This is a genomic window from Clostridia bacterium, from assembly GCA_017410375.1.
GTDB lineage: Bacteria > Bacillota > Clostridia > RGIG6154 > RGIG6154 > RGIG6154.
Genome location: JAFQQW010000042.1, coordinates 29719 through 47275, shown reverse-complemented (window position 1 = coordinate 47275; position 17557 = coordinate 29719). Strand labels below are relative to the sequence as shown.

Below are 17557 nucleotides of genomic sequence, written 5' to 3'. Positions count from 1 at the left end.
ATTCCGCTCCATTGCTTGCTTTTTGTCAATTTGAACTCTACCGTACCTCTGTACGCCGACGAATTCAAATTGACAAAATATAACTTCCTTTTTCTTAAGTCTACAGCGTGTCGATAGGTTTATCGACACGCTGAAAGGACTGTCCGATTGACAGTCCTTTGTTTTTATTTACTGAATATTTCCTGCACCTCTGCATAGGACTCGTGGGTGCCGATGTCGTAGCACTCTCCGTCAAAGGTGTATGCATAGACGGGCTGTTTTTTATACAGCCAGGACGGGAAAAAGCCGGGCGCATCGGGATTATTTCCCTCTTCCAGATACTGCTTAATCATAGGCACAGTTTCTTTTTTATAAATGTATGCCGCAAATGCCGCAAGGTTGCTTTTCGGTTCCTGCGGTTTTTCCACCATGAAAGTTACTTTTCCGGTTTCATCGGTTAAAACATTTGCCATTCTCCGCAAATCTTCTTTACGCGAAAGTTCTTTGACTAAAATGCTGTCTGCATTCTTTTCTTTATAGAAATCGTAATAATCCTTGAGGTTGAACGTAAAAATATTATCCCCTGCAATGACAAACAAATCTTCTCTGATATCCAGCGTGTCTACCACAAAGCCGATATCACCTACCGCACCCAGTTTATTGGAATCATCGGTGGTGTTATCGTCTAAAACCGTAAGTTTTAACTGTGTTTTGTAGTTTTCCGCCCATTTTTCAAAATGTGAGGCAAATTTATGGTTAGACACAATAATCACTTCATTGATTTCGGGAATTTTTTCAAACTCCTCCACAATATAATCAATAATCGGTTTGCCCGCCACATCCAGCAAAGCCTTCGGTCGATCTTTTGTAAGCGGATACAAACGTGTTGCGTATCCTGCCGCTAAAATAATCCCTTTCATGCTTTTTTCCTCCGTTTTAGTTTTATTATCAAACACACAATTCCCATTCCGAGCATGCTGCCGGCAAAATCAATCAGAACATCCGAAATCAGCCCCGCCCTGCCCGGCACAAAAGCCTGATGCAATTCATCCGATACCGCATACAACAGGCAGAAAAGCATCGCCAAAATCAAATGTCTGTTTCTCGAATACTTTCTGGCATTCAAATACGCAAGCACACCTAAAATCGCGTACAAAAACACATGTGCGGATTTTCGTACAACTTTTTCCACCACACGCATCCGTTTCAGGTGCATCCCCTTTGATGTGCTTTCACTGTCTAACTGCTTTACAATTCTCTGGGTAATGCCTTCACTGCCTACCGATGACTGTTTTTTGTTTTGTGCCGAAAATCCAAATATCAGCGCACAATGTGCAATCAAAAGTATTAAAATAAAATGCTTTAAAATTTTTCGCATCTTTTCTACCATTCCGTTTCGTTAAGTGCAAGTAAAACTCTTGCATAAATCCGCATGGCACGGAGCAGTCTTTCAATCGACGCCGCTTCGTCCACGCCATGCTCGTTGCCTCTGCCCTTCGGGAAATCCGCAGGCGGAACACAACAGTCTGTGCCAAACACATAGGCATTGGGCAAACGGTGCGCATATGTACCGCCGCTTAGTGTATACGGTTTGTTTCCTTCTCCCGTAATGCTTTCAGCCACCTTATACAACAGCTGTACCATTTTTGATTCCGGGTCCTGCATATACGGAAGAATCATCGACTTCATATCGGTAACCGTAAACCCTGCCTCTGTTGCTTTTTCTGATATATTCTTTGCAATTTCCTCCGCTGTAATTCCTAAGGGATAGCGGATGTTTAAAGTAAATTCCGGAAATCCTTTCGCATAATCAATACGTTTTGTAAACACCGTAAGCTTCCCTAAAACGGGATGCTCGGTTTCCACATTCAGGGTTTTGCCGTGAATATCCAATGAAACGCGTTTAAAAAATTCAAGAATTGGCCTTTCTTCTTCCGAAACCAGATTTGCGTCCAGCAACGCACCACAGATGTTGGTAATCATGTTGCCGTCAGGATCGGGATTTGATCCGTGTCTCGGCGGAGTAAATGCTGTAACCTTGCCGTTTTCAATGGTGCAAAGCGGTAATTTTTCAGGCAGATTTGCGTCTGAAAAAACAGCCGTTGCACTGCCGGGAGAAGCATCCTGCGCCGCTTCAAACGCACAGCTTTTTAAAGACTTTTCACTTTTTAAAGTGATGTTCATAGCACTCTTTCCGCCATAGCCTACCGGAAAAGAAGAATCGGGCACAAGGGACATTGCAGGTGGCGTACACACATTCATAAATCCTTTTGCATCAGAATTTCCGCTCACGCCCGTCATGTCCGCCATACCGTTTTCTTCATTACTTCCCACATAAATCGCAGGATTGAATTTAAGCTTGATGCCAAGCTCTTTAAAAATTTTGAACACATGAAATACTGCCGCAAGCTGACCCTTGTTATCGGTTACACCGCGACCTATGATACAACCGTTATGCTCCGTTACATCAAAAGGCTCAAAATTCCAGCCGTCTCCTGCAGGCACCACGTCGCCGTGTGCCCAAATGCCCAGATCGGGCTGTCCTTCTTTCATGGCAACCGATACAACGCCTACATGATAATCCATACCGTAAAAGCCTTCCTCGCTTCCCATTTTTAAAACGGTATCCAGCACCTCTTTCGGTGCTTTTCCGAAAGGCGCGCCCGGTTCTGCTTCACCCTGTACACTCGGAATGCGCACCAGAGTTGTAATATCCTTTATCAAAGCATTTTTCGTCTGCTCAATTTTTTCATCAATTCTTTTTAGCAAAGCTTCGTTCATTTTTAACGGAACAGCTCCTTTTTCATTTCTTCACTTAAGGGCTTGCCGTATTCACAAACCTCATAAGCTTCCGCAAAACGGATTTTAGACCCCTTTTCTTCACCAAACTGTTCAATCAGTTCTTTTCTGAAACGTGCCGCAGTTTTGGCGTATCTGGGCATATAACCGCGGGGTGCTGCCATAACCTCTTCGTCGGTAGTATCTGCAGTCACTTCCATACCCTTAAGCCATTCAAAACGTGCCTCTGCACCTTCAGGCACTTCTTCGCCGTAGGTATAGGGCAACCATTCGTAAACCTGACAAACATTTAAGTTTGCAATCTGTAATTTAATATCAATTTCATCGTCCACATCCACCAACACATCGGGGCGGAATACGGGATTTGAAAACTTGTCTTCGCTGTACATAATAACCGGCATAAATCGCATTGCAGGTACATCTGCACATTCGTGCGGGACAGTCAGAAGATAAGACGCATCCTGCACCAGCTGTGCCACCGCTCTGTGGTCTGCCATGTAGTCATTGGGACGGTGTGAAATAATCAAATCGGGATTGTATTCGCGGATATAACGGATGGTACGTTTTCTGGTGGGCAAATCCGCAACTAAATTACAGTCATCCACATCCCAAACATCATAGGTAATCCCCAAAAACTTTGCCACTGCCGCAGATTCCTTTGCACGGGTTGCCGTAGTCTCTTCAGGACTTAAAATATGATGCCCGCCACAGCCGTTACACATACTTAAAAAGCGAACGTCATGTCCTTTTTTCAAAAGCTTGGAAGCTAAACCGCCTCTTTCAAATTCGTTGTCATCCTGATGCGCACCAATCATTAAAATTTTCATATTCTTTCGTCCTTTCATAATGTCTTAAAACTGAAGGTCAGCTTGGTTTTGTATTCTTCAAAGGGGTTAACCTTTACAAACGCATTCTGTTCTGCAATGCTGTCACCGCCAAGATTTGTGGTGCGCGGCTCTAAGCCGACCACATACTCACTCTCACCCGGCATTTTCCATACTAAAAATTCGGGAAGTGTGTTGCGTTCATAAGTAATATATGCACCAATCTCACCGTTTTCAATGCCGGCAGTTGCCACTTCACCCGTGTGCATTACCGCATGACATTCTTCCTCTTTGCCGTGAATAGGAGCCGGAATATTTGCAATTTCAGGCTGAACATTAACCATTTTTGCGCCCTCGCGTACCAGCGGATAGCCGAAATTACAATGATAGCAAATGGCAACATCTTCGGTTTCAAAGCCCAAATTCACAATGGTATCTTCCACCGTAATTTCATCCAAAAACAGTTTTGTACTGATGGTACGTTTTAAAACCAGATTTTCGCCGAATACTACGCTTTCGCGCATTTGTCCCGAAACGGACATCACATATTCATCGCCGACCCAGTCTGCAAACACACTCACCTTTTCGGCAGGGGTATTTGCCATTCTGCCATGTAATCCGCAATTTTCCGTCGGTTTTCCCAGATTTTTCAGACCGCAGGTGGTTAAAAGCCCACCGTAAAAGCCCCGAAGCCAGCTTAAGCCGTCCTTTTCATAAAAAGCAGGTGCCGTAATGCCGGTTTTGGAAATCCAACTTACCGCGTGCGCCTTGTAAAACGCATTCGCGATGTCCATACAGCGGTCAGGCAAAACCGAAACCCGCACCGTACCGGTGTTGATTTCAATCACTCTGACGCCTTTTCCTTTGCCGTCATTTAAGGTATAATCCGTTATACCGCCAATCTGCTCCACCGAGCCGACATGCTTTAACAACTCCTGTTTTGTCATTTTTTCACCCCATGTCATAAATTACCTGCCTTCTAAATCAGTATATCATACTGAAAAACAAAATTCAAGCATTTTAAAAGAAAAAGCCCTGCAACGCAAGGCTTTTTACAATTATTTCATCTTTGCTTCAATCTTGTCGGATAATTCATATACCCATTCGCCGTTGGTCAGTTCAATCATGCCCTGATCCACAGCTGCCGCAACCTTCGGGTCAATCGGAATTCTTGCAACATCTGCAATGCCAAACTTCTCGGCAACCTCTTCTAAATGGCTTTCACCATAGATAGAATGCTTTTTACCGCAGTCGGGGCATTCGAAATAAGACATGTTTTCCACAAGACCTAAAATCGGGATATTCATCATCTTTGCCATGTTTACAGCCTTTGCCACAACCATGGTTACCAGTTCCTGGGGCGAGGTTACAACTACAATACCGTCTACCGGAATGGACTGGAACACGGTCAGCGGAACGTCACCTGTTCCGGGAGGCATATCCACAAACAAAAAGTCCACATCGTTCCAGATAACATCTGTCCAGAACTGCTTTACTACACCGCCGATAACGGGACCGCGCCATACCACCGGCTGGGTTTCATCCTGCAACAAAAGGTTTAAGGACATAATGTCAATACCGGTTTTACTGGTTACGGGCAAAAGAGCATTTTCAGTTCCCTGCGCCTTTTCAGTAATACCAAAAGCCTTCGGAATGGAAGGACCTGTGATGTCGGCATCCATGATACCGCACTTAAAGCCTTTTCTCTGCATTGCAATGGCAAGAAGCGAAGTAACCAAAGATTTACCAACGCCCCCCTTACCGCTTACAACACCGATAACCTTTTTGATGCTGCTCAGCTCGTTGGGCTTTTCCAAAAAGCTTTCGGGAGCCGGTTTTTCACCTGCACTGCCGCAGTTTGCGGTGCAAGTTTCGCAGTTATGTGTACATTCACTCATTTTAAAACATCCTTTCTTATTTAGATTCAAGCGGTATTTTGGAAATAACCGCCTTATAAATTTTTACCAAATACCAAACGGTCATGCCAAGGGAGGCAAGTTCGGCAATCGGATACGACCACCATACCATATTGACATTTCCCGTAAGTGACAACAAATATGCAGCCGGAAGCAATACGATAAGCTGTCTTGCCACCGATACCAGCATGGAATACAGTCCCTTGCCCAACGCCTGAAATGCAGAACCCACCGTGATGCAAAAGCCTGCAAACACATAGCTCAAGCAGATAATCCGCATTGCCGGCACACCGATTTTAAGCATTTCCTCCGATGCGTTGAACATACCAAGAAGTTGCGTTGGGAAAACCTGGAACATAAAAATACCAAACACCATAAAACCCATGGCATAAAGGGTTGCCACCTTTAATGCCTGCATCATACGTTTGCGGTTTTGCGCGCCGTAGTTAAAGCTGAACACAGGCACCAAACCATTGTTTACCCCAAACACCGGCATAAAGATAAAGCTTTGCAGTTTAAAGTATACACCAAACACGGTTGCCGCTGTTTCGGTAAAGGCAATCAAAATTTTGTTAAAGCCAAAGGTCATGACAGATCCGATAGACTGCATGATTATGGACGGATATCCGATGCCGTAAATCTGCTTGATGCTCTTTGCATCCGGCTTGTATTTCCGTAAAGAAACATGGATTTCCTTGTTGCATCTGCGATTTAAAAACATGCCGAAGAAAAACGCCGCAATCTGCCCGATAACCGTTGCAAGTGCCGCACCCGCAACGCCCATGGCAGGCAGTCCCAACCAGCCGAAAATCAAAATCGGGTCTAAAACCAGGTTCACCACCGCGCCTAAGCCCTGGGTACACATAGAAAGCACCGTTTTGCCTGTTGCCTGCAGTAATCGTTCAAATATAATCTGTCCAAACACACCAAAAGATGCCACACAACAAATCAGCATATACCAAAAGCCGTTGTCCACAATTTCTTTTACATCGGTCTGTGCCGTAAAAAACACCTTTGAACAGGTAAGACCAATCAGCAAAAACACCAGATAGCTGACAAATGCCAGAATAACGCCATTGGTTGCAATACGGTTTGCTTCTTCCGGCTTTTTGGCACCTAAATTCTTTGCAACCAAAGAATTGACACCCACACCCGTACCGGTTGCCACTGCAATCATTAAGTTTTGTACCGGGAAAGCCAGTGAAACGGCAGTTAACGCATTTTCACTGATTTGTGCTACAAATATACTGTCTACCACGTTGTAAAGTGCCTGCACCATCATGGAAACAATCATGGGAAGTGACATGGTGATTAACAGCTTGTTGATGGGCATAACGCCCATTTTATTCTCTCTTTGTGTTTCCAAACAACAGCACCTCTTTTCTTAAGCACAAAGAATAGTATACCACATTTTAAGGTAGCTGTCAATGACTATAAACAGAAAGAATTTTGCAAAAAAATTCATCCCTTCCCGGTGAAAAAAAGGATTGCAATTTCATTCTTTCTCTGCTATACTTTTTAGAAAGAGAGGATGAGAATCTATGCATATTTCAGATTTTAACAAACCGATTATAAAAACCGAAATCAACGCAAATGCTTTTGGCATTACCACAGACAAAGCCTTTGACGCATCGCTTTTACAAAATGCCATTAACCATTGTAAGGAAAATGGCATTGACCGTCTGACTGTTGACCCCGGCATATACCGCATTACCATCCAAAAGCCCCTTGAAATTTTTGATATGCACAATTTTGAACTCAACGGCAACGGTGCGCGGTTTATATTTTACAGCCCCATCAACCATCTGCAGACCATGATGTATTTCAAGCTGGAAAATTGTTCAAATACACAAATCTGCAACTTAAATATCGACTGGGACTGGGAAACTGCACCCTTAGCCAGCCTTGTAAAAGTGGTAAAACGCACACCCGAATTTGTGGATCTTGAATACATGGAAGAAAGACCGCTTCCCGACACTTCGCTTTTTATCACCTTAAACCAGGTCAACCCCGAAACCTTTACTCCCGGTGTGGAGGATGGCACCGAATACATAGGTCCCAAGCGTTTTTCGGAAGAGCCTTTTACAAAACGGGAAAAAATTTCGGAAAAGGTGTATCGCTGTCACTTAGACCCGACCACTTTAAATGACCGCTATTTTAAGGAGGGCACTTTCTATCTGGTGCGCCACTTTGTATATAACGGCGGATGCTTTACCTTAAAAAATTGCGAACATATTTCGCTTACCGATGTGACCATTTACTCCATTCCGGGCTTTGGTCTGCATGTAAGCGGACACAGCCATCATTTGCTGTTCCACCGCTTTAAAATCACCCTGCCTGACTTTGAAAAACGCTATATCACCGCAACGGTTGACGGCGTACATGTAACCCGAAGTGATGGTTACATGCTGTTTGAAGAATGCGATTTAGGTTATCAGGGAGATGACTGCATCAACATTCATACCTGGGTGGAAATGGGCGTAGAAAAGCTATCTGCCGACACTTTCAGATACAAAAACACCAAATACTCCGCAGACAAACAAGGCGAGCTGTTGGAATTCAGAAACGGAGATTTATCCCCTACCGGCTTTTTCGCTACCATTTTAAATATCAAACAGCAGGACGGCTGGTCTGTACTCACCTTAGACAAAGAAATTCCCGATTCCATAAAACCCGACTCGGTTATCTTCAACCGCTCGTACGATTCGGGACATTATGAAATCCGCAACTGCTATTTCCATGAAACCCGTGCCCGGGGCATTTTAGCCCAGGCAGACAACGGCATCATTGAAAACTGCACATTTTATCGGATTCAGGGTGCCGCCATTCAGATTGAAACGGGTGCCAGTCCGCTCTGGTCAGAAGGGATGGGCGTTGAAAACCTGATGATACGCAACAACAAAATCAAAGAGTGCGACATCAACGACTGGGACAAGGGTGTCATCTACATGAGTACCTTCCTGCCTGCAGGTATCCCGATTCAGAACACCAAGCATCCCAATCCCACCACAACAGTCGGCGATTCAGGTGCAGATTTCAGAACCGCATATCCCATGTTCAAAAACATTACCTTTGAAAACAACACCATTGAAGAGTATCCCCGTCGTGCCATGATTTTAACGTCCTTTGATGGTGTACACCTGAAAAACAATACATTTATAAATAATGTACCGCGCAACTACAACAATCCCGAGCGCGGAAGCATCTGGGCAGCCTTAGGAAGCAACCTTACCGACGAAAACAACACATTTGTAAACTCCCCATACATGCTAATGCCGGGGATTGAAAACGATTGCGAAGATAAAGGGGTAAAAGAATGACTGATTTCGATGCACAGAGCATTAAAGAAGAACAGGAAAGAATTATAGAGGAAAACTTAAAAACGTTGCCCGAAAGCAAACGACTCGCAAAAGAACGGGAGCAACAGTTGATTGAGCAATTGTTGCAGGATGACAATAAAACAAAAAAACCGCATTTCGGGATTCTCTTTCCATCTATTATAATTATTGGTACGCTTTTGATTCTAATTGTCTTTATAACCGTCATTCATCTGTTGCTTGCCATATTCTGATTACAAAAAGCTGACTTGAAAACAAGTCAGCTTTTATTTTTATTCATGTGTGATAAATTCAAATTTTGCACCGACAGCGTTCGCCAGTTCCTTGGGATTTGCGCAAATCTGCAACCCGATTCTTCCGCCCGAAACATACATTTCGGAAAGTGTCTCTGCCGACGCATCAATCACCGTCACAAACTGCTTTTTCATGCCCACTGGGGAACAACCGCCACGGATATAGCCTGTGGTTTTTAACAAATCCGCAACAGGAATCATTTCCACATTCTTTTCGCCCACCGCCTTGGCGGCTTTTTTTAAATCCAGCTCCTTTGCCACCGGCACCACAAACACAAAATGATTTCCGCTGTGTCCTTTGGTCACCAATGTTTTGTAAACCAATTCAAAAGGCTCTCCCATTTTCGTGGCAATGGAAATGCCGTCAATACCGCCATCGTCGGTCGGATAGGTCAAAGCCTTGTAGTTCACCTTTGCCCGCTCTAACATACGCATGGCGTTTGTTTTTGCTTCTTTTGCCATTTCTCTTACTCTCCGTCCTTAAAGTTGATGGGCAGATATGCCTTGGCATTTAAGTCCATGCCCGAAAATTCATTCCGCACAAAATAGTGATATGCCGCGGCACCAATCATTGCCGCATTATCGGTACAATACACGAAATCCGGACAAACAAATTCCATCCCTGCCTGCTCTGCTCTTCGGCAGAATGCTTCCCGAAGTGCCGTGTTTGCTGCAACACCGCCTGCAAGTGCTACTTTTTTAACCCCTGCGCGTTTTGCCGCCTCAAAGGTGTTATCGGTCAGCATTTCCACCACCGTAGTCTGGAAGCTTGCCGCAAGATCGGCCTTGCTATAGGTGCCGCCTTTTTGCTCGATGTTATGCACATAATTAATCACAGCCGTTTTAATGCCGCTGAACGAAAAATCCAGTGTGCCGTCCTGAAACTTGGGCTTGGTAAACGGAATATTGTTTTCGCCCTGTTTTGCCGCCTTATCAATATTCGGGCCGCCCGGATACCCGAGCCCTAACACGCGCGCCACCTTGTCAAAGGCTTCTCCTGCCGCATCGTCACGGGTTTTACCTAAAATATTATACTTTCTGTAGTCCTGAACCTCAATGATATGGCTGTGTCCGCCGGAAGCCACCAAACATACAAAAGGCGGTTTTAAGCCGTGCAGATAGTTTGCACAGATATGCCCTTCGATATGATGTACACCAATGAGCGGTTTACCTGCCCCAAAGGCAAGGGACTTTGCATAAGACAAACCCACCAGCACAGAGCCGATCAGTCCCGGTGCAAAGGTGACTGCCACCGCATCCACTTCCTCTAAAGTCATGTCTGCCTCCTTGAGGGCTTCCTTTACAACCGTGTCAATACATTCAATATGCAGGCGCGAAGCCACCTCCGGTACAACCCCGCCGTATTTACTGTGCAGGTCTGCCTGGGAAAATATGATATTGGAAAGTACTTTTTCACCGTCCTGCACCACAGCCGCGGCTGTTTCGTCACAAGAGCTTTCAATGGCTAAAATTCTAATCATGCTTCTGCGTTCCTTTCAATGGTCAAATCCATAAGTATGGCATCCTCTTTTCCGCCGTAATAACGGGGACGCCGTCCAACCTCCACAAATCCACACTTTTTATAAAGGCGGATGGCAGGCTCGTTCCCTGCCCGTACCTCCAGCTGAATGGTTTCCACATCCATTTCTGCCAGTTCCTCATAAATATGTGCAATCAGTTTTTCCGCAATACCTTGTCTTCGGTAATCAGGATGTACCGCCAAAAACGTAATCTGCACCTCAAAAAACGACCACCAGTAGCCGATATATCCTAAAACAACACCCTCGTCCGATTCTGCCACATGGTAAAATGCCACCGCGTTATCCAACTCGGATTTAAAGCTTTCTTTACTCCAGGGGGCATGAGAAACCGCGTCAATTTCCGAAAGCGCGTCTAAATGTCTCTCTTCCAGCTTCACAATTCTCATAGTAAGATTACCTTTCCGCCGGCGGCTTTCAGCAAACGGTTATAAAGGGCAAAGCCCACACCGTTTTTCTCAGGCATCACCGCAAAAATCTGTTCGATGCCCAACGCATCAAAGGTTCTGAAATCGTCAAACAGACGGGCACACCCCTCTTCCGGATTTAAAATATTTCCCAGGGAATAAATGTTTTGATGCTTGATTTCAAACTGGTCAAAGGTTAATACAGCGGTGTGTTCTCCGCTGTTTTTGTCAATATATGTCTGCATCGCCTCTAAACTGCCGGACAAAATTTCAATTTTGCCCTTGGGCGCATAATGCTTGTATTTCATGCCGGGACTTTTTGGAGCAACCACCTCGCCTGCCTCTGCAATGAGATGTCTGTCGTAGGTTGTACCCTCGAAAAGTGCCGAAATTTGTTCGATTGTAATTTTACCGGGACGCAAAATCACCGGTTTTTCTCCCGTAACATCCACAACCGTCGACTCTACCCCGATTTCGCAGGCACCGCCGTCTAAAATCCACGGAATTTTGCCGTTCAAATCCTCGTAAACATGCTCTGCCCTTGTAGGAGACGGCTTGCCGGAGGAGTTGGCAGAGGGTGCCGCAACGGGTGTACCGCTTTTTAAAATCAGCTTTTGTGCCAGCGGATGTGCCGGAAAACGCACCGCAACTGTGTTTAAACCGCCCGAGGTTTCTTTGGGCACCTGATCGGTTTTCGGGAAAACCAATGTTAACGGTCCCGGCCAAAATGCGTCCATCAACACTTTTGCGGTATCGTTTACAGACTGCACAATCCCCTCTAACATGGACGTATCTGCAATATGCAAAATCAACGGATTGTCAGAAGGTCTGCCCTTTGCTTCATAGATTTTTTTTACCGCTTCACCGTTTAATCCGTCTGCACCAAGCCCGTAAACCGTTTCCGTCGGAAACGCAACCAAACCGCCGTTTTTTAAAGTTTCGGCGGCTTGCTCTATTATAGATTCTGTTATGTTTGTTACAAGTTCTGTTTTCATCATCAATAGCCTTCAATAAAGTCTAAACTGTCATCAAATTCAATCCATTCCGAAACCGGAATGATTCTGTAATTGGTTTTGTCGTCGCGAATAATCACCCGTTCAATGCCGGCATTTATCACCTGCCGTTTGCACATGGCGCAAGAGGACGTGTTGGCTACATATTCACCGGTTGATTTTTCGATTCCCACCAGATACAGGTCTGCTCCAATCATGTCCCTGCGGGATGCGCTGATGATACAGTTTGCTTCCGCGTGTACCGAGCGACACATTTCATAACGTGTACCTCTCGGAATCTTTAATTTTTCACGGGTACAAACACCCATATCCATGCAGTTTTTTCTGCCACGGGGTGCGCCTGTGTAGCCGGTCGAAATAATTTCATCGTTTTTTACAATAATTGCGCCAAAATTCCGTCGCAGGCATGTGCCACGCTCCAGAACGGTTTCCGCGATGTCCAGATAGTAATTGATTTTATCTGTTCTTCCCATCTTTTTTCTCCTATATTTTTATTTTTCCAGAGCCATAATTTTGTCTACACGGTTCTGGTGTCTGCCACCTTCAAATTCAGCATTCAGATATGCATCCACAATGGTAAGTGCTAAATCCACACCTGTGATTCTGCCACCCAGGCAGATTACATTGGCATTGTTGTGTTCCTTTGCCTTTGCCGCGCTGTATGCATCTGTACAATGCGCTGCACGGATGCCGTTTACTTTGTTTGCCGCAATGGAAATACCGATACCGGTTCCGCAAACCAACACACCAAATTCAAATGCGCCTGCCGCAACGGGCACGCAAACTGCTTCTGCAATATCCGGATAATCCACCGAGTCTTTTGTGTATGTGCCGAAATCCTGCACCGCAAGACCTAAATCCTCCAGATGTTTTTTAATTTCGTTTTTTAATTCAAAACCGCCATGATCACTACCGATTGCAATTGCCATAATTCTTTACTCCTTATCTACATATGATTTCATCAGATATTCCGGATTTGCTTTTGCTTCTACACCCGCATCCACCTTGCTTTGTGCAAGGGTTGCCACATGATATGCATAATTTACGTTAAACACCTCAGGTGCAAGCTTTGCATCAGGCAAAGCCTTTTGGATTTTCTCCGCATATACCGAAACCGCATCCCCAACAAAAAGCACGGGCTTCCCAAGGCACGCCAGCTGTCCGAGCACATTGTCCACCGTTTCCAACGAGGGTGCAATAATCACCTTATCGCCCTTATACAGCGCGTAATACAGCTGTTCGCGCTTTGCATCCAGCACGGGACACACGCACATATCGGTAATTTTAGTGTAATTATATGCCATTGCCTCTAACGTAGAAACGCCTGCGCACTGCTTATTCACCGAGGTCGCAAGTCCCTGCACCGCCGCAACACCGATTCTGAGCCCCGTAAAGGACCCGGGTCCGTTGGCGCAGGCAAAAAGGTCGATATCAGAAGCCTTAAGTTCTAATTCCGAAAGTAAGCCTTCAATCAAAGGCATCACCTTTTGGGAATGGGGTTTATTCAAATTTAAAGTAACTTCTCCCAAAAGCTTTCCGTCCTCGGTCACAGCTACTGTTGCCGCTTTGGTCGCGGTATCCATTGCAAGAACCTTCATGCTCACACCTCCGTGATTTCAATTTTGCGGTTTTCCCCGTCATAGGTCAAGTGTACACTGTAATATTTATCCAGCAAGGGGTATGCAATCTCCGGCCACTCAATCACCAAAATGCCATCCCCGAACAGATAGCTGTCAAAATCAATGCTGTACAAATCCTCTGTTTCCTGCAAGCGATACAGGTCAAAATGATACAAGTCTGTATTTCCCTCATACACGTTTACAATGTTGAAGGTGGGACTTGTGGGCTCATAAGGCACCTGCAAAGCCGTTGCAATCCCTTTGGTAAAAGTGGTTTTGCCTGCACCTAAATCTCCGGTGAGGCAAACCACATCTCCTGCTTTTAAGTTTTTCGCAAACCCCTCTGCTATGGAGCGGGTTTCCATATCGCTTTTGCTGTAAAATTCCATCATCTTAGAATAATCCTGTAATATTGCCGTCCGCGTCAATATCGATTTTGTTTGCGGCAGGCACTTTCGGAAGCCCGGGCATAACCATGATACTGCCGGTAAGGGCTACGATAAAGCCTGCCCCTGCAGAAAGACGAAGCTCACGCACCGTAATATCAAAGTTTTCGGGTCTGCCCAGTTTTGTCTGGTCATCCGAAAGAGAATACTGTGTTTTTGCCATACAAACGGGAAGCTTGTCCATTCCCATATCCTCTAAGGTTTTCAGCATTTTCTTTGCTTCTGCGGTAAACTGTACACCGCTTGCGCCGTAAATTTCTTTTGCAATGGTCTCAATCTTTGTAGGGATAGATTCCTTTTCGTCATACAGGAATCTGAAATTGGAAGGCTCGTTGTCCAACAAATCGCAAAGTGCGGTTGCCAACTCCTTGCCACCCTCGCCGCCGTTTGCAAAAACGGATGCTAAAACGCATTTAACGCCATGCTTTGCACAGGTATCATAAATCACCTGATTTTCTTCCGCGCTGTCGGTATCAAACGCATTGATGGCGACAATCAGCGGCAAGCCGTATTTCTGGATGTTTTCAATATGCTTTTCCAGGTTACATACGCCTTTTTTCAAAGCCTCAACATTGGGTTCTTTTAAATCCTCTTTCTTCACACCGCCATTGTATTTAAGTGCGCGGATAGTTGCCACAAGCACAACCGCATCCGGCTTTAAGTTGCCGTAACGGCATTTGATGTTCAAGAATTTTTCGGCACCTAAGTCTGCCCCGAAGCCTGCTTCGGTAATGCAGTAGTCCGCAAGCTTTAATGCGGTTTTGGTTGCCAAAATACTGTTACAGCCATGGGCAATGTTCGCAAAAGGACCGCCATGAATAATGCAGGGTGTGTTTTCCAACGTCTGTACCAGATTGGGCTTAACCGCGTCCTTCAAAAGCATGGTCATCGCACCTGCAACACCGATTTGTTCACAGGTTACCGGCTTATCATCGTATGTATAGCCGATTACGATTCTGCCAAGTCTTGCCTTCAAATCCATAAGGTCGGTTGCCAGACACAAAATCGCCATAATTTCGGAAGCTACGGTAATCATAAAGCCATCCTCACGCGGAATGCCGTTGACTTTACCGCCAAGACCTACAACCACACTGCGAAGCGCTCTGTCATTGCAGTCTAAAACTCTCTTAAATACAATTCTGCGCACGTCAATGTTTAACGCGTTGCCCTGATGAATGTGGTTGTCAATTGCCGCAGACAGCAGATTGTTCGCCGCAGTAATGGCATGAAAATCACCGGTGAAATGGAGATTGATATCTTCCATCGGCACAACCTGCGAATAACCGCCGCCTGCCGCACCGCCCTTTACACCCATAACAGGTCCGAGGGAAGGCTCACGCAATGCAATAACTGCTTTTTTGCCGATTTTTTCCATTGCCTGCCCCAACCCTACCGTAATGGTGGTTTTTCCTTCCCCTGCAGGGGTAGGGTTGATGGCGGTAACCAAAACCAGCTTACCGTCCTTTTTATTTTCCAGTTTTTTAAGCACATCATTGGTGATTTTGGCTTTGTATCTGCCGTAGTATTCCAGGTCATCCTCCGAAACACCAAGTTTTTTAGCAATTTCACCAATCGGAAGCATTTTCGCGCTCTGCGCAATTTCGATATCAGTTTTCATTTACCACACACTCCTTTTTACACGAACATATTTTATTAGTTTATAGTATAACATACTCTTAAAAAAAAATCAATAAATATTGAAGAAAAACCTTGACATAGTTTTAAAAAAATAGTATACTAAAATAGTAGTTTTGTGTAATAATTCTTTGATTGACCATAAAACCATTTTAATGAATACACAACAGGGAGGTGTTCTACATAATGTTAGATTGGATTATCCCGGTTGTTGCTGCTGTGGTATGCAGTATTATCGCTTTCGTTTTAGGCGTTGTATACAGAAAAAAGATTGCCGAAGCTGAGATCGGCAGTGCTGAAGAACAGGCTAAAAACTTAGTAAATGATGCTGTGAAAGCCGCAGAAAACAAAAAGCGTGAAATTCTGGTAGAAGCAAAAGAAGAATCTCATGCATTGAAAGCAGAACTGGAAAAAGAACTCAAAGAAAGAAGAAGTGAAATTCAGCGTCAGGAACGCAGAATTCAGCAAAAAGAAGAGTCGCTTGACCGTAAGGTAGATGCACTCGAAAAGAAAGATGAAACTTTAAACAAAAAAATCAAAGAAGCGGAAGAAGTTAAAGAAGAAGTTGCACAAACACTCAAAAAGGAAATTGAAATTTTAGAAAAGTTGTCTGGATTATCCGCCGCAGAAGCGAAGGAATATCTGCTGAAAAACATGGAAAGTGAAATCAGACATGAGGCAGCCATGCTGATTAAAGATGTGGAACGAAACATCAAGGACGAATCTGAAAAACGCGCACGCAACATTTTAAGTGCCGCAATTCAGAAATGCTCTGCCGATCATGTGGCAGAAAGTGTTGTATCGGTTGTAAACCTGCCGTCTGATGAAATGAAGGGCAGAATCATCGGTCGTGAAGGCCGTAACATCCGTACACTTGAACAGCTCACCGGCGTTGATTTGATTATCGACGATACCCCCGAAGCAGTTGTTCTTTCCGGCTTTGACCCCATCCGCAGAGAAGTGGCACGTGTTGCCCTTGAAAAGCTGATTGGTGACGGTCGAATCCATCCCGCAAGAATCGAAGAAACCGTAGAGCGTGCAAAACGCGACGTAGACAATACCATTAAAGAAGAGGGCGAAAAAGCAACCTTTGAAACCGGTGTACACGGTCTGCATCCCGATATTGTTAAGCTTTTAGGTAAACTGAAATTCAGAACCAGCTACGGTCAGAATGTGTTAAAGCATTCTATGGAAGTCGCACACCTTTCGGGTATCTTAGCAGATGAGCTTGGTTTAGATACCACCACCGCAAAGCGCGCAGGTCTGCTTCATGACATCGGTAAAGCCGTTGACCATGAAATCGAAGGCTCACACGTGGAAATCGGTGTGGATATCCTGCGTAAGCACAAGGAAAACCCCGAAATCATCAACGCGGTTCATGCGCACCACGGTGACATTGAACCCACCACTCCCCTTGCATTCATCGTGCAGGCAGCAGATACCATTTCCGCAGCCCGTCCCGGTGCAAGAAGAGAAAATATTGAAACCTACATCAAGCGTCTGGAAAAACTGGAAGAAATCGCATGCTCCTTTGAGGGTGTTGACCACTCCTTTGCAATCCAGGCAGGTCGTGAAATCCGCATCATGGTTAAGCCTGAAAAGATTGACGATGATTCTTCAATCATTTTGGCACGAGATATTGTTAAGCGCATTGAAAGCGAACTGGAATATCCCGGTCAGATTAAAGTCAATGTTATCCGCGAAACCCGCGCAATCGACTACGCAAAATAAAAATGTAACCCCGAGCATG

At 45.0% G+C, this 17557-nt stretch carries 19 protein-coding genes; 3 read left to right on the top strand and 16 right to left on the bottom strand.

Translation table 11 applies throughout. The features are described from left to right. Positions 1-164: 164 nt before the first annotated feature. From IJE10_06120 to IJE10_06090, 7 genes are all read right to left on the bottom strand, one after another. Positions 165-899, bottom strand: a complete 735-nt coding sequence (locus IJE10_06120; protein ID MBQ2967677.1) for a nucleotidyltransferase family protein — start codon at positions 897-899, stop codon at positions 165-167. Then, complete coding sequence (locus IJE10_06115; GenBank protein ID MBQ2967676.1) at positions 896-1357, bottom strand: VanZ family protein; 462 nt, start codon at positions 1355-1357, stop codon at positions 896-898. Before IJE10_06115 ends, IJE10_06120 begins: the two co-directional genes overlap by 4 nt. Before the next feature lie 5 nt (positions 1358-1362). Further along, a complete protein-coding gene (locus IJE10_06110; protein ID MBQ2967675.1) occupies positions 1363-2760 on the bottom strand; it encodes a Sapep family Mn(2+)-dependent dipeptidase in 1398 nt (465 codons plus the stop codon). 2 nt (positions 2761-2762) lie between these two features. Next, positions 2763-3605 (bottom strand): PIG-L family deacetylase, encoded by an 843-nt coding sequence (locus IJE10_06105; GenBank protein ID MBQ2967674.1) that lies wholly within the window; start codon positions 3603-3605, stop codon positions 2763-2765. Between the two features lie 14 nt (positions 3606-3619). Next, entirely contained in the window at positions 3620-4549 is a 930-nt protein-coding gene (locus tag IJE10_06100) for a DUF4432 family protein (protein ID MBQ2967673.1), read from the bottom strand. A gap of 111 nt (positions 4550-4660) precedes the next feature. Then, the gene (locus IJE10_06095; protein MBQ2967672.1) at positions 4661-5500 is read right to left on the bottom strand and encodes an Mrp/NBP35 family ATP-binding protein; all 840 of its coding nucleotides are present in this window, start codon (positions 5498-5500) and stop codon (positions 4661-4663) included. A gap of 16 nt (positions 5501-5516) precedes the next feature. Next, complete coding sequence (locus tag IJE10_06090; GenBank protein ID MBQ2967671.1) at positions 5517-6860, bottom strand: MATE family efflux transporter; 1344 nt, start codon at positions 6858-6860, stop codon at positions 5517-5519. Positions 6861-7059: 199 nt separating this feature from the next. Here IJE10_06090 and IJE10_06085 point away from each other — a divergent pair, with 199 nt between their 5' ends. Beyond that, positions 7060-8838: a right-handed parallel beta-helix repeat-containing protein gene (locus tag IJE10_06085; GenBank protein ID MBQ2967670.1), complete on the top strand. Its 1779-nt coding sequence runs from the start codon at positions 7060-7062 to the stop codon at positions 8836-8838. Further along, positions 8835-9089 (top strand): hypothetical protein, encoded by a 255-nt coding sequence (locus IJE10_06080; GenBank protein MBQ2967669.1) that lies wholly within the window; start codon positions 8835-8837, stop codon positions 9087-9089. The genes IJE10_06085 and IJE10_06080 overlap by 4 nt, the downstream gene beginning before the upstream one ends. Positions 9090-9128: 39 nt before the next feature. Here IJE10_06080 and ybaK read toward each other — a convergent pair whose 3' ends face one another. From ybaK to IJE10_06035, 9 genes are read right to left on the bottom strand one after another with little or no spacing between them, the layout of a single operon-like run. Beyond that, positions 9129-9611 (bottom strand): Cys-tRNA(Pro) deacylase, encoded by a 483-nt coding sequence (gene ybaK / locus IJE10_06075; protein MBQ2967668.1) that lies wholly within the window; start codon positions 9609-9611, stop codon positions 9129-9131. Positions 9612-9616: 5 nt separating this feature from the next. Beyond that, positions 9617-10630, bottom strand: a complete 1014-nt coding sequence (tsaD, locus tag IJE10_06070) for a tRNA (adenosine(37)-N6)-threonylcarbamoyltransferase complex transferase subunit TsaD (protein ID MBQ2967667.1) — start codon at positions 10628-10630, stop codon at positions 9617-9619. Further along, a complete protein-coding gene (gene rimI, locus IJE10_06065; GenBank protein ID MBQ2967666.1) occupies positions 10627-11076 on the bottom strand; it encodes a ribosomal protein S18-alanine N-acetyltransferase in 450 nt (149 codons plus the stop codon). Before rimI ends, tsaD begins: the two co-directional genes overlap by 4 nt. Continuing rightward, complete coding sequence (locus IJE10_06060; protein ID MBQ2967665.1) at positions 11073-12089, bottom strand: threonylcarbamoyl-AMP synthase; 1017 nt, start codon at positions 12087-12089, stop codon at positions 11073-11075. The genes rimI and IJE10_06060 overlap by 4 nt, the downstream gene beginning before the upstream one ends. A gap of 2 nt (positions 12090-12091) precedes the next feature. Further along, complete coding sequence (locus tag IJE10_06055) at positions 12092-12580, bottom strand: cytidine deaminase (protein MBQ2967664.1); 489 nt, start codon at positions 12578-12580, stop codon at positions 12092-12094. A gap of 18 nt (positions 12581-12598) precedes the next feature. Then, positions 12599-13036 (bottom strand): ribose 5-phosphate isomerase B, encoded by a 438-nt coding sequence (rpiB, locus tag IJE10_06050; GenBank protein MBQ2967663.1) that lies wholly within the window; start codon positions 13034-13036, stop codon positions 12599-12601. Between the two features lie 6 nt (positions 13037-13042). Continuing rightward, positions 13043-13705 (bottom strand): tRNA (adenosine(37)-N6)-threonylcarbamoyltransferase complex dimerization subunit type 1 TsaB, encoded by a 663-nt coding sequence (gene tsaB / locus IJE10_06045; protein MBQ2967662.1) that lies wholly within the window; start codon positions 13703-13705, stop codon positions 13043-13045. A gap of 2 nt (positions 13706-13707) precedes the next feature. Next, positions 13708-14118 (bottom strand): tRNA (adenosine(37)-N6)-threonylcarbamoyltransferase complex ATPase subunit type 1 TsaE, encoded by a 411-nt coding sequence (gene tsaE, locus IJE10_06040; GenBank protein ID MBQ2967661.1) that lies wholly within the window; start codon positions 14116-14118, stop codon positions 13708-13710. Between the two features lies 1 nt (position 14119). Further along, positions 14120-15790 (bottom strand): formate--tetrahydrofolate ligase, encoded by a 1671-nt coding sequence (locus IJE10_06035; protein ID MBQ2967660.1) that lies wholly within the window; start codon positions 15788-15790, stop codon positions 14120-14122. A gap of 203 nt (positions 15791-15993) precedes the next feature. Here IJE10_06035 and rny point away from each other — a divergent pair, with 203 nt between their 5' ends. After that, a complete protein-coding gene (gene rny / locus IJE10_06030) occupies positions 15994-17538 on the top strand; it encodes a ribonuclease Y (GenBank protein MBQ2967659.1) in 1545 nt (514 codons plus the stop codon). The last annotated feature ends 19 nt before the right edge of the window (positions 17539-17557 follow it).

Coding starts and splice junctions, on each gene's coding strand:
- tsaD (MBQ2967667.1), bottom strand. CDS start 10,630: ATGATTAGAATTTTAGCCATTGAAAGCTCTTGTGACGAAACAGCCGCG.
- IJE10_06120 (MBQ2967677.1), bottom strand. CDS start 899: ATGAAAGGGATTATTTTAGCGGCAGGATACGCAACACGTTTGTATCCG.
- IJE10_06095 (MBQ2967672.1), bottom strand. CDS start 5,500: ATGAGTGAATGTACACATAACTGCGAAACTTGCACCGCAAACTGCGGC.
- IJE10_06080 (MBQ2967669.1), top strand. CDS start 8,835: ATGACTGATTTCGATGCACAGAGCATTAAAGAAGAACAGGAAAGAATT.
- IJE10_06100 (MBQ2967673.1), bottom strand. CDS start 4,549: ATGACAAAACAGGAGTTGTTAAAGCATGTCGGCTCGGTGGAGCAGATT.
- rpiB (MBQ2967663.1), bottom strand. CDS start 13,036: ATGGCAATTGCAATCGGTAGTGATCATGGCGGTTTTGAATTAAAAAAC.
- IJE10_06055 (MBQ2967664.1), bottom strand. CDS start 12,580: ATGGGAAGAACAGATAAAATCAATTACTATCTGGACATCGCGGAAACC.
- IJE10_06035 (MBQ2967660.1), bottom strand. CDS start 15,790: ATGAAAACTGATATCGAAATTGCGCAGAGCGCGAAAATGCTTCCGATT.
- IJE10_06110 (MBQ2967675.1), bottom strand. CDS start 2,760: ATGAACGAAGCTTTGCTAAAAAGAATTGATGAAAAAATTGAGCAGACG.
- IJE10_06060 (MBQ2967665.1), bottom strand. CDS start 12,089: ATGAAAACAGAACTTGTAACAAACATAACAGAATCTATAATAGAGCAA.
- IJE10_06090 (MBQ2967671.1), bottom strand. CDS start 6,860: ATGGGCGTTATGCCCATCAACAAGCTGTTAATCACCATGTCACTTCCC.
- tsaB (MBQ2967662.1), bottom strand. CDS start 13,705: ATGAAGGTTCTTGCAATGGATACCGCGACCAAAGCGGCAACAGTAGCT.
- tsaE (MBQ2967661.1), bottom strand. CDS start 14,118: ATGATGGAATTTTACAGCAAAAGCGATATGGAAACCCGCTCCATAGCA.
- ybaK (MBQ2967668.1), bottom strand. CDS start 9,611: ATGGCAAAAGAAGCAAAAACAAACGCCATGCGTATGTTAGAGCGGGCA.
- rimI (MBQ2967666.1), bottom strand. CDS start 11,076: ATGAGAATTGTGAAGCTGGAAGAGAGACATTTAGACGCGCTTTCGGAA.
- IJE10_06105 (MBQ2967674.1), bottom strand. CDS start 3,605: ATGAAAATTTTAATGATTGGTGCGCATCAGGATGACAACGAATTTGAA.
- IJE10_06115 (MBQ2967676.1), bottom strand. CDS start 1,357: ATGCGAAAAATTTTAAAGCATTTTATTTTAATACTTTTGATTGCACAT.
- rny (MBQ2967659.1), top strand. CDS start 15,994: ATGTTAGATTGGATTATCCCGGTTGTTGCTGCTGTGGTATGCAGTATT.
- IJE10_06085 (MBQ2967670.1), top strand. CDS start 7,060: ATGCATATTTCAGATTTTAACAAACCGATTATAAAAACCGAAATCAAC.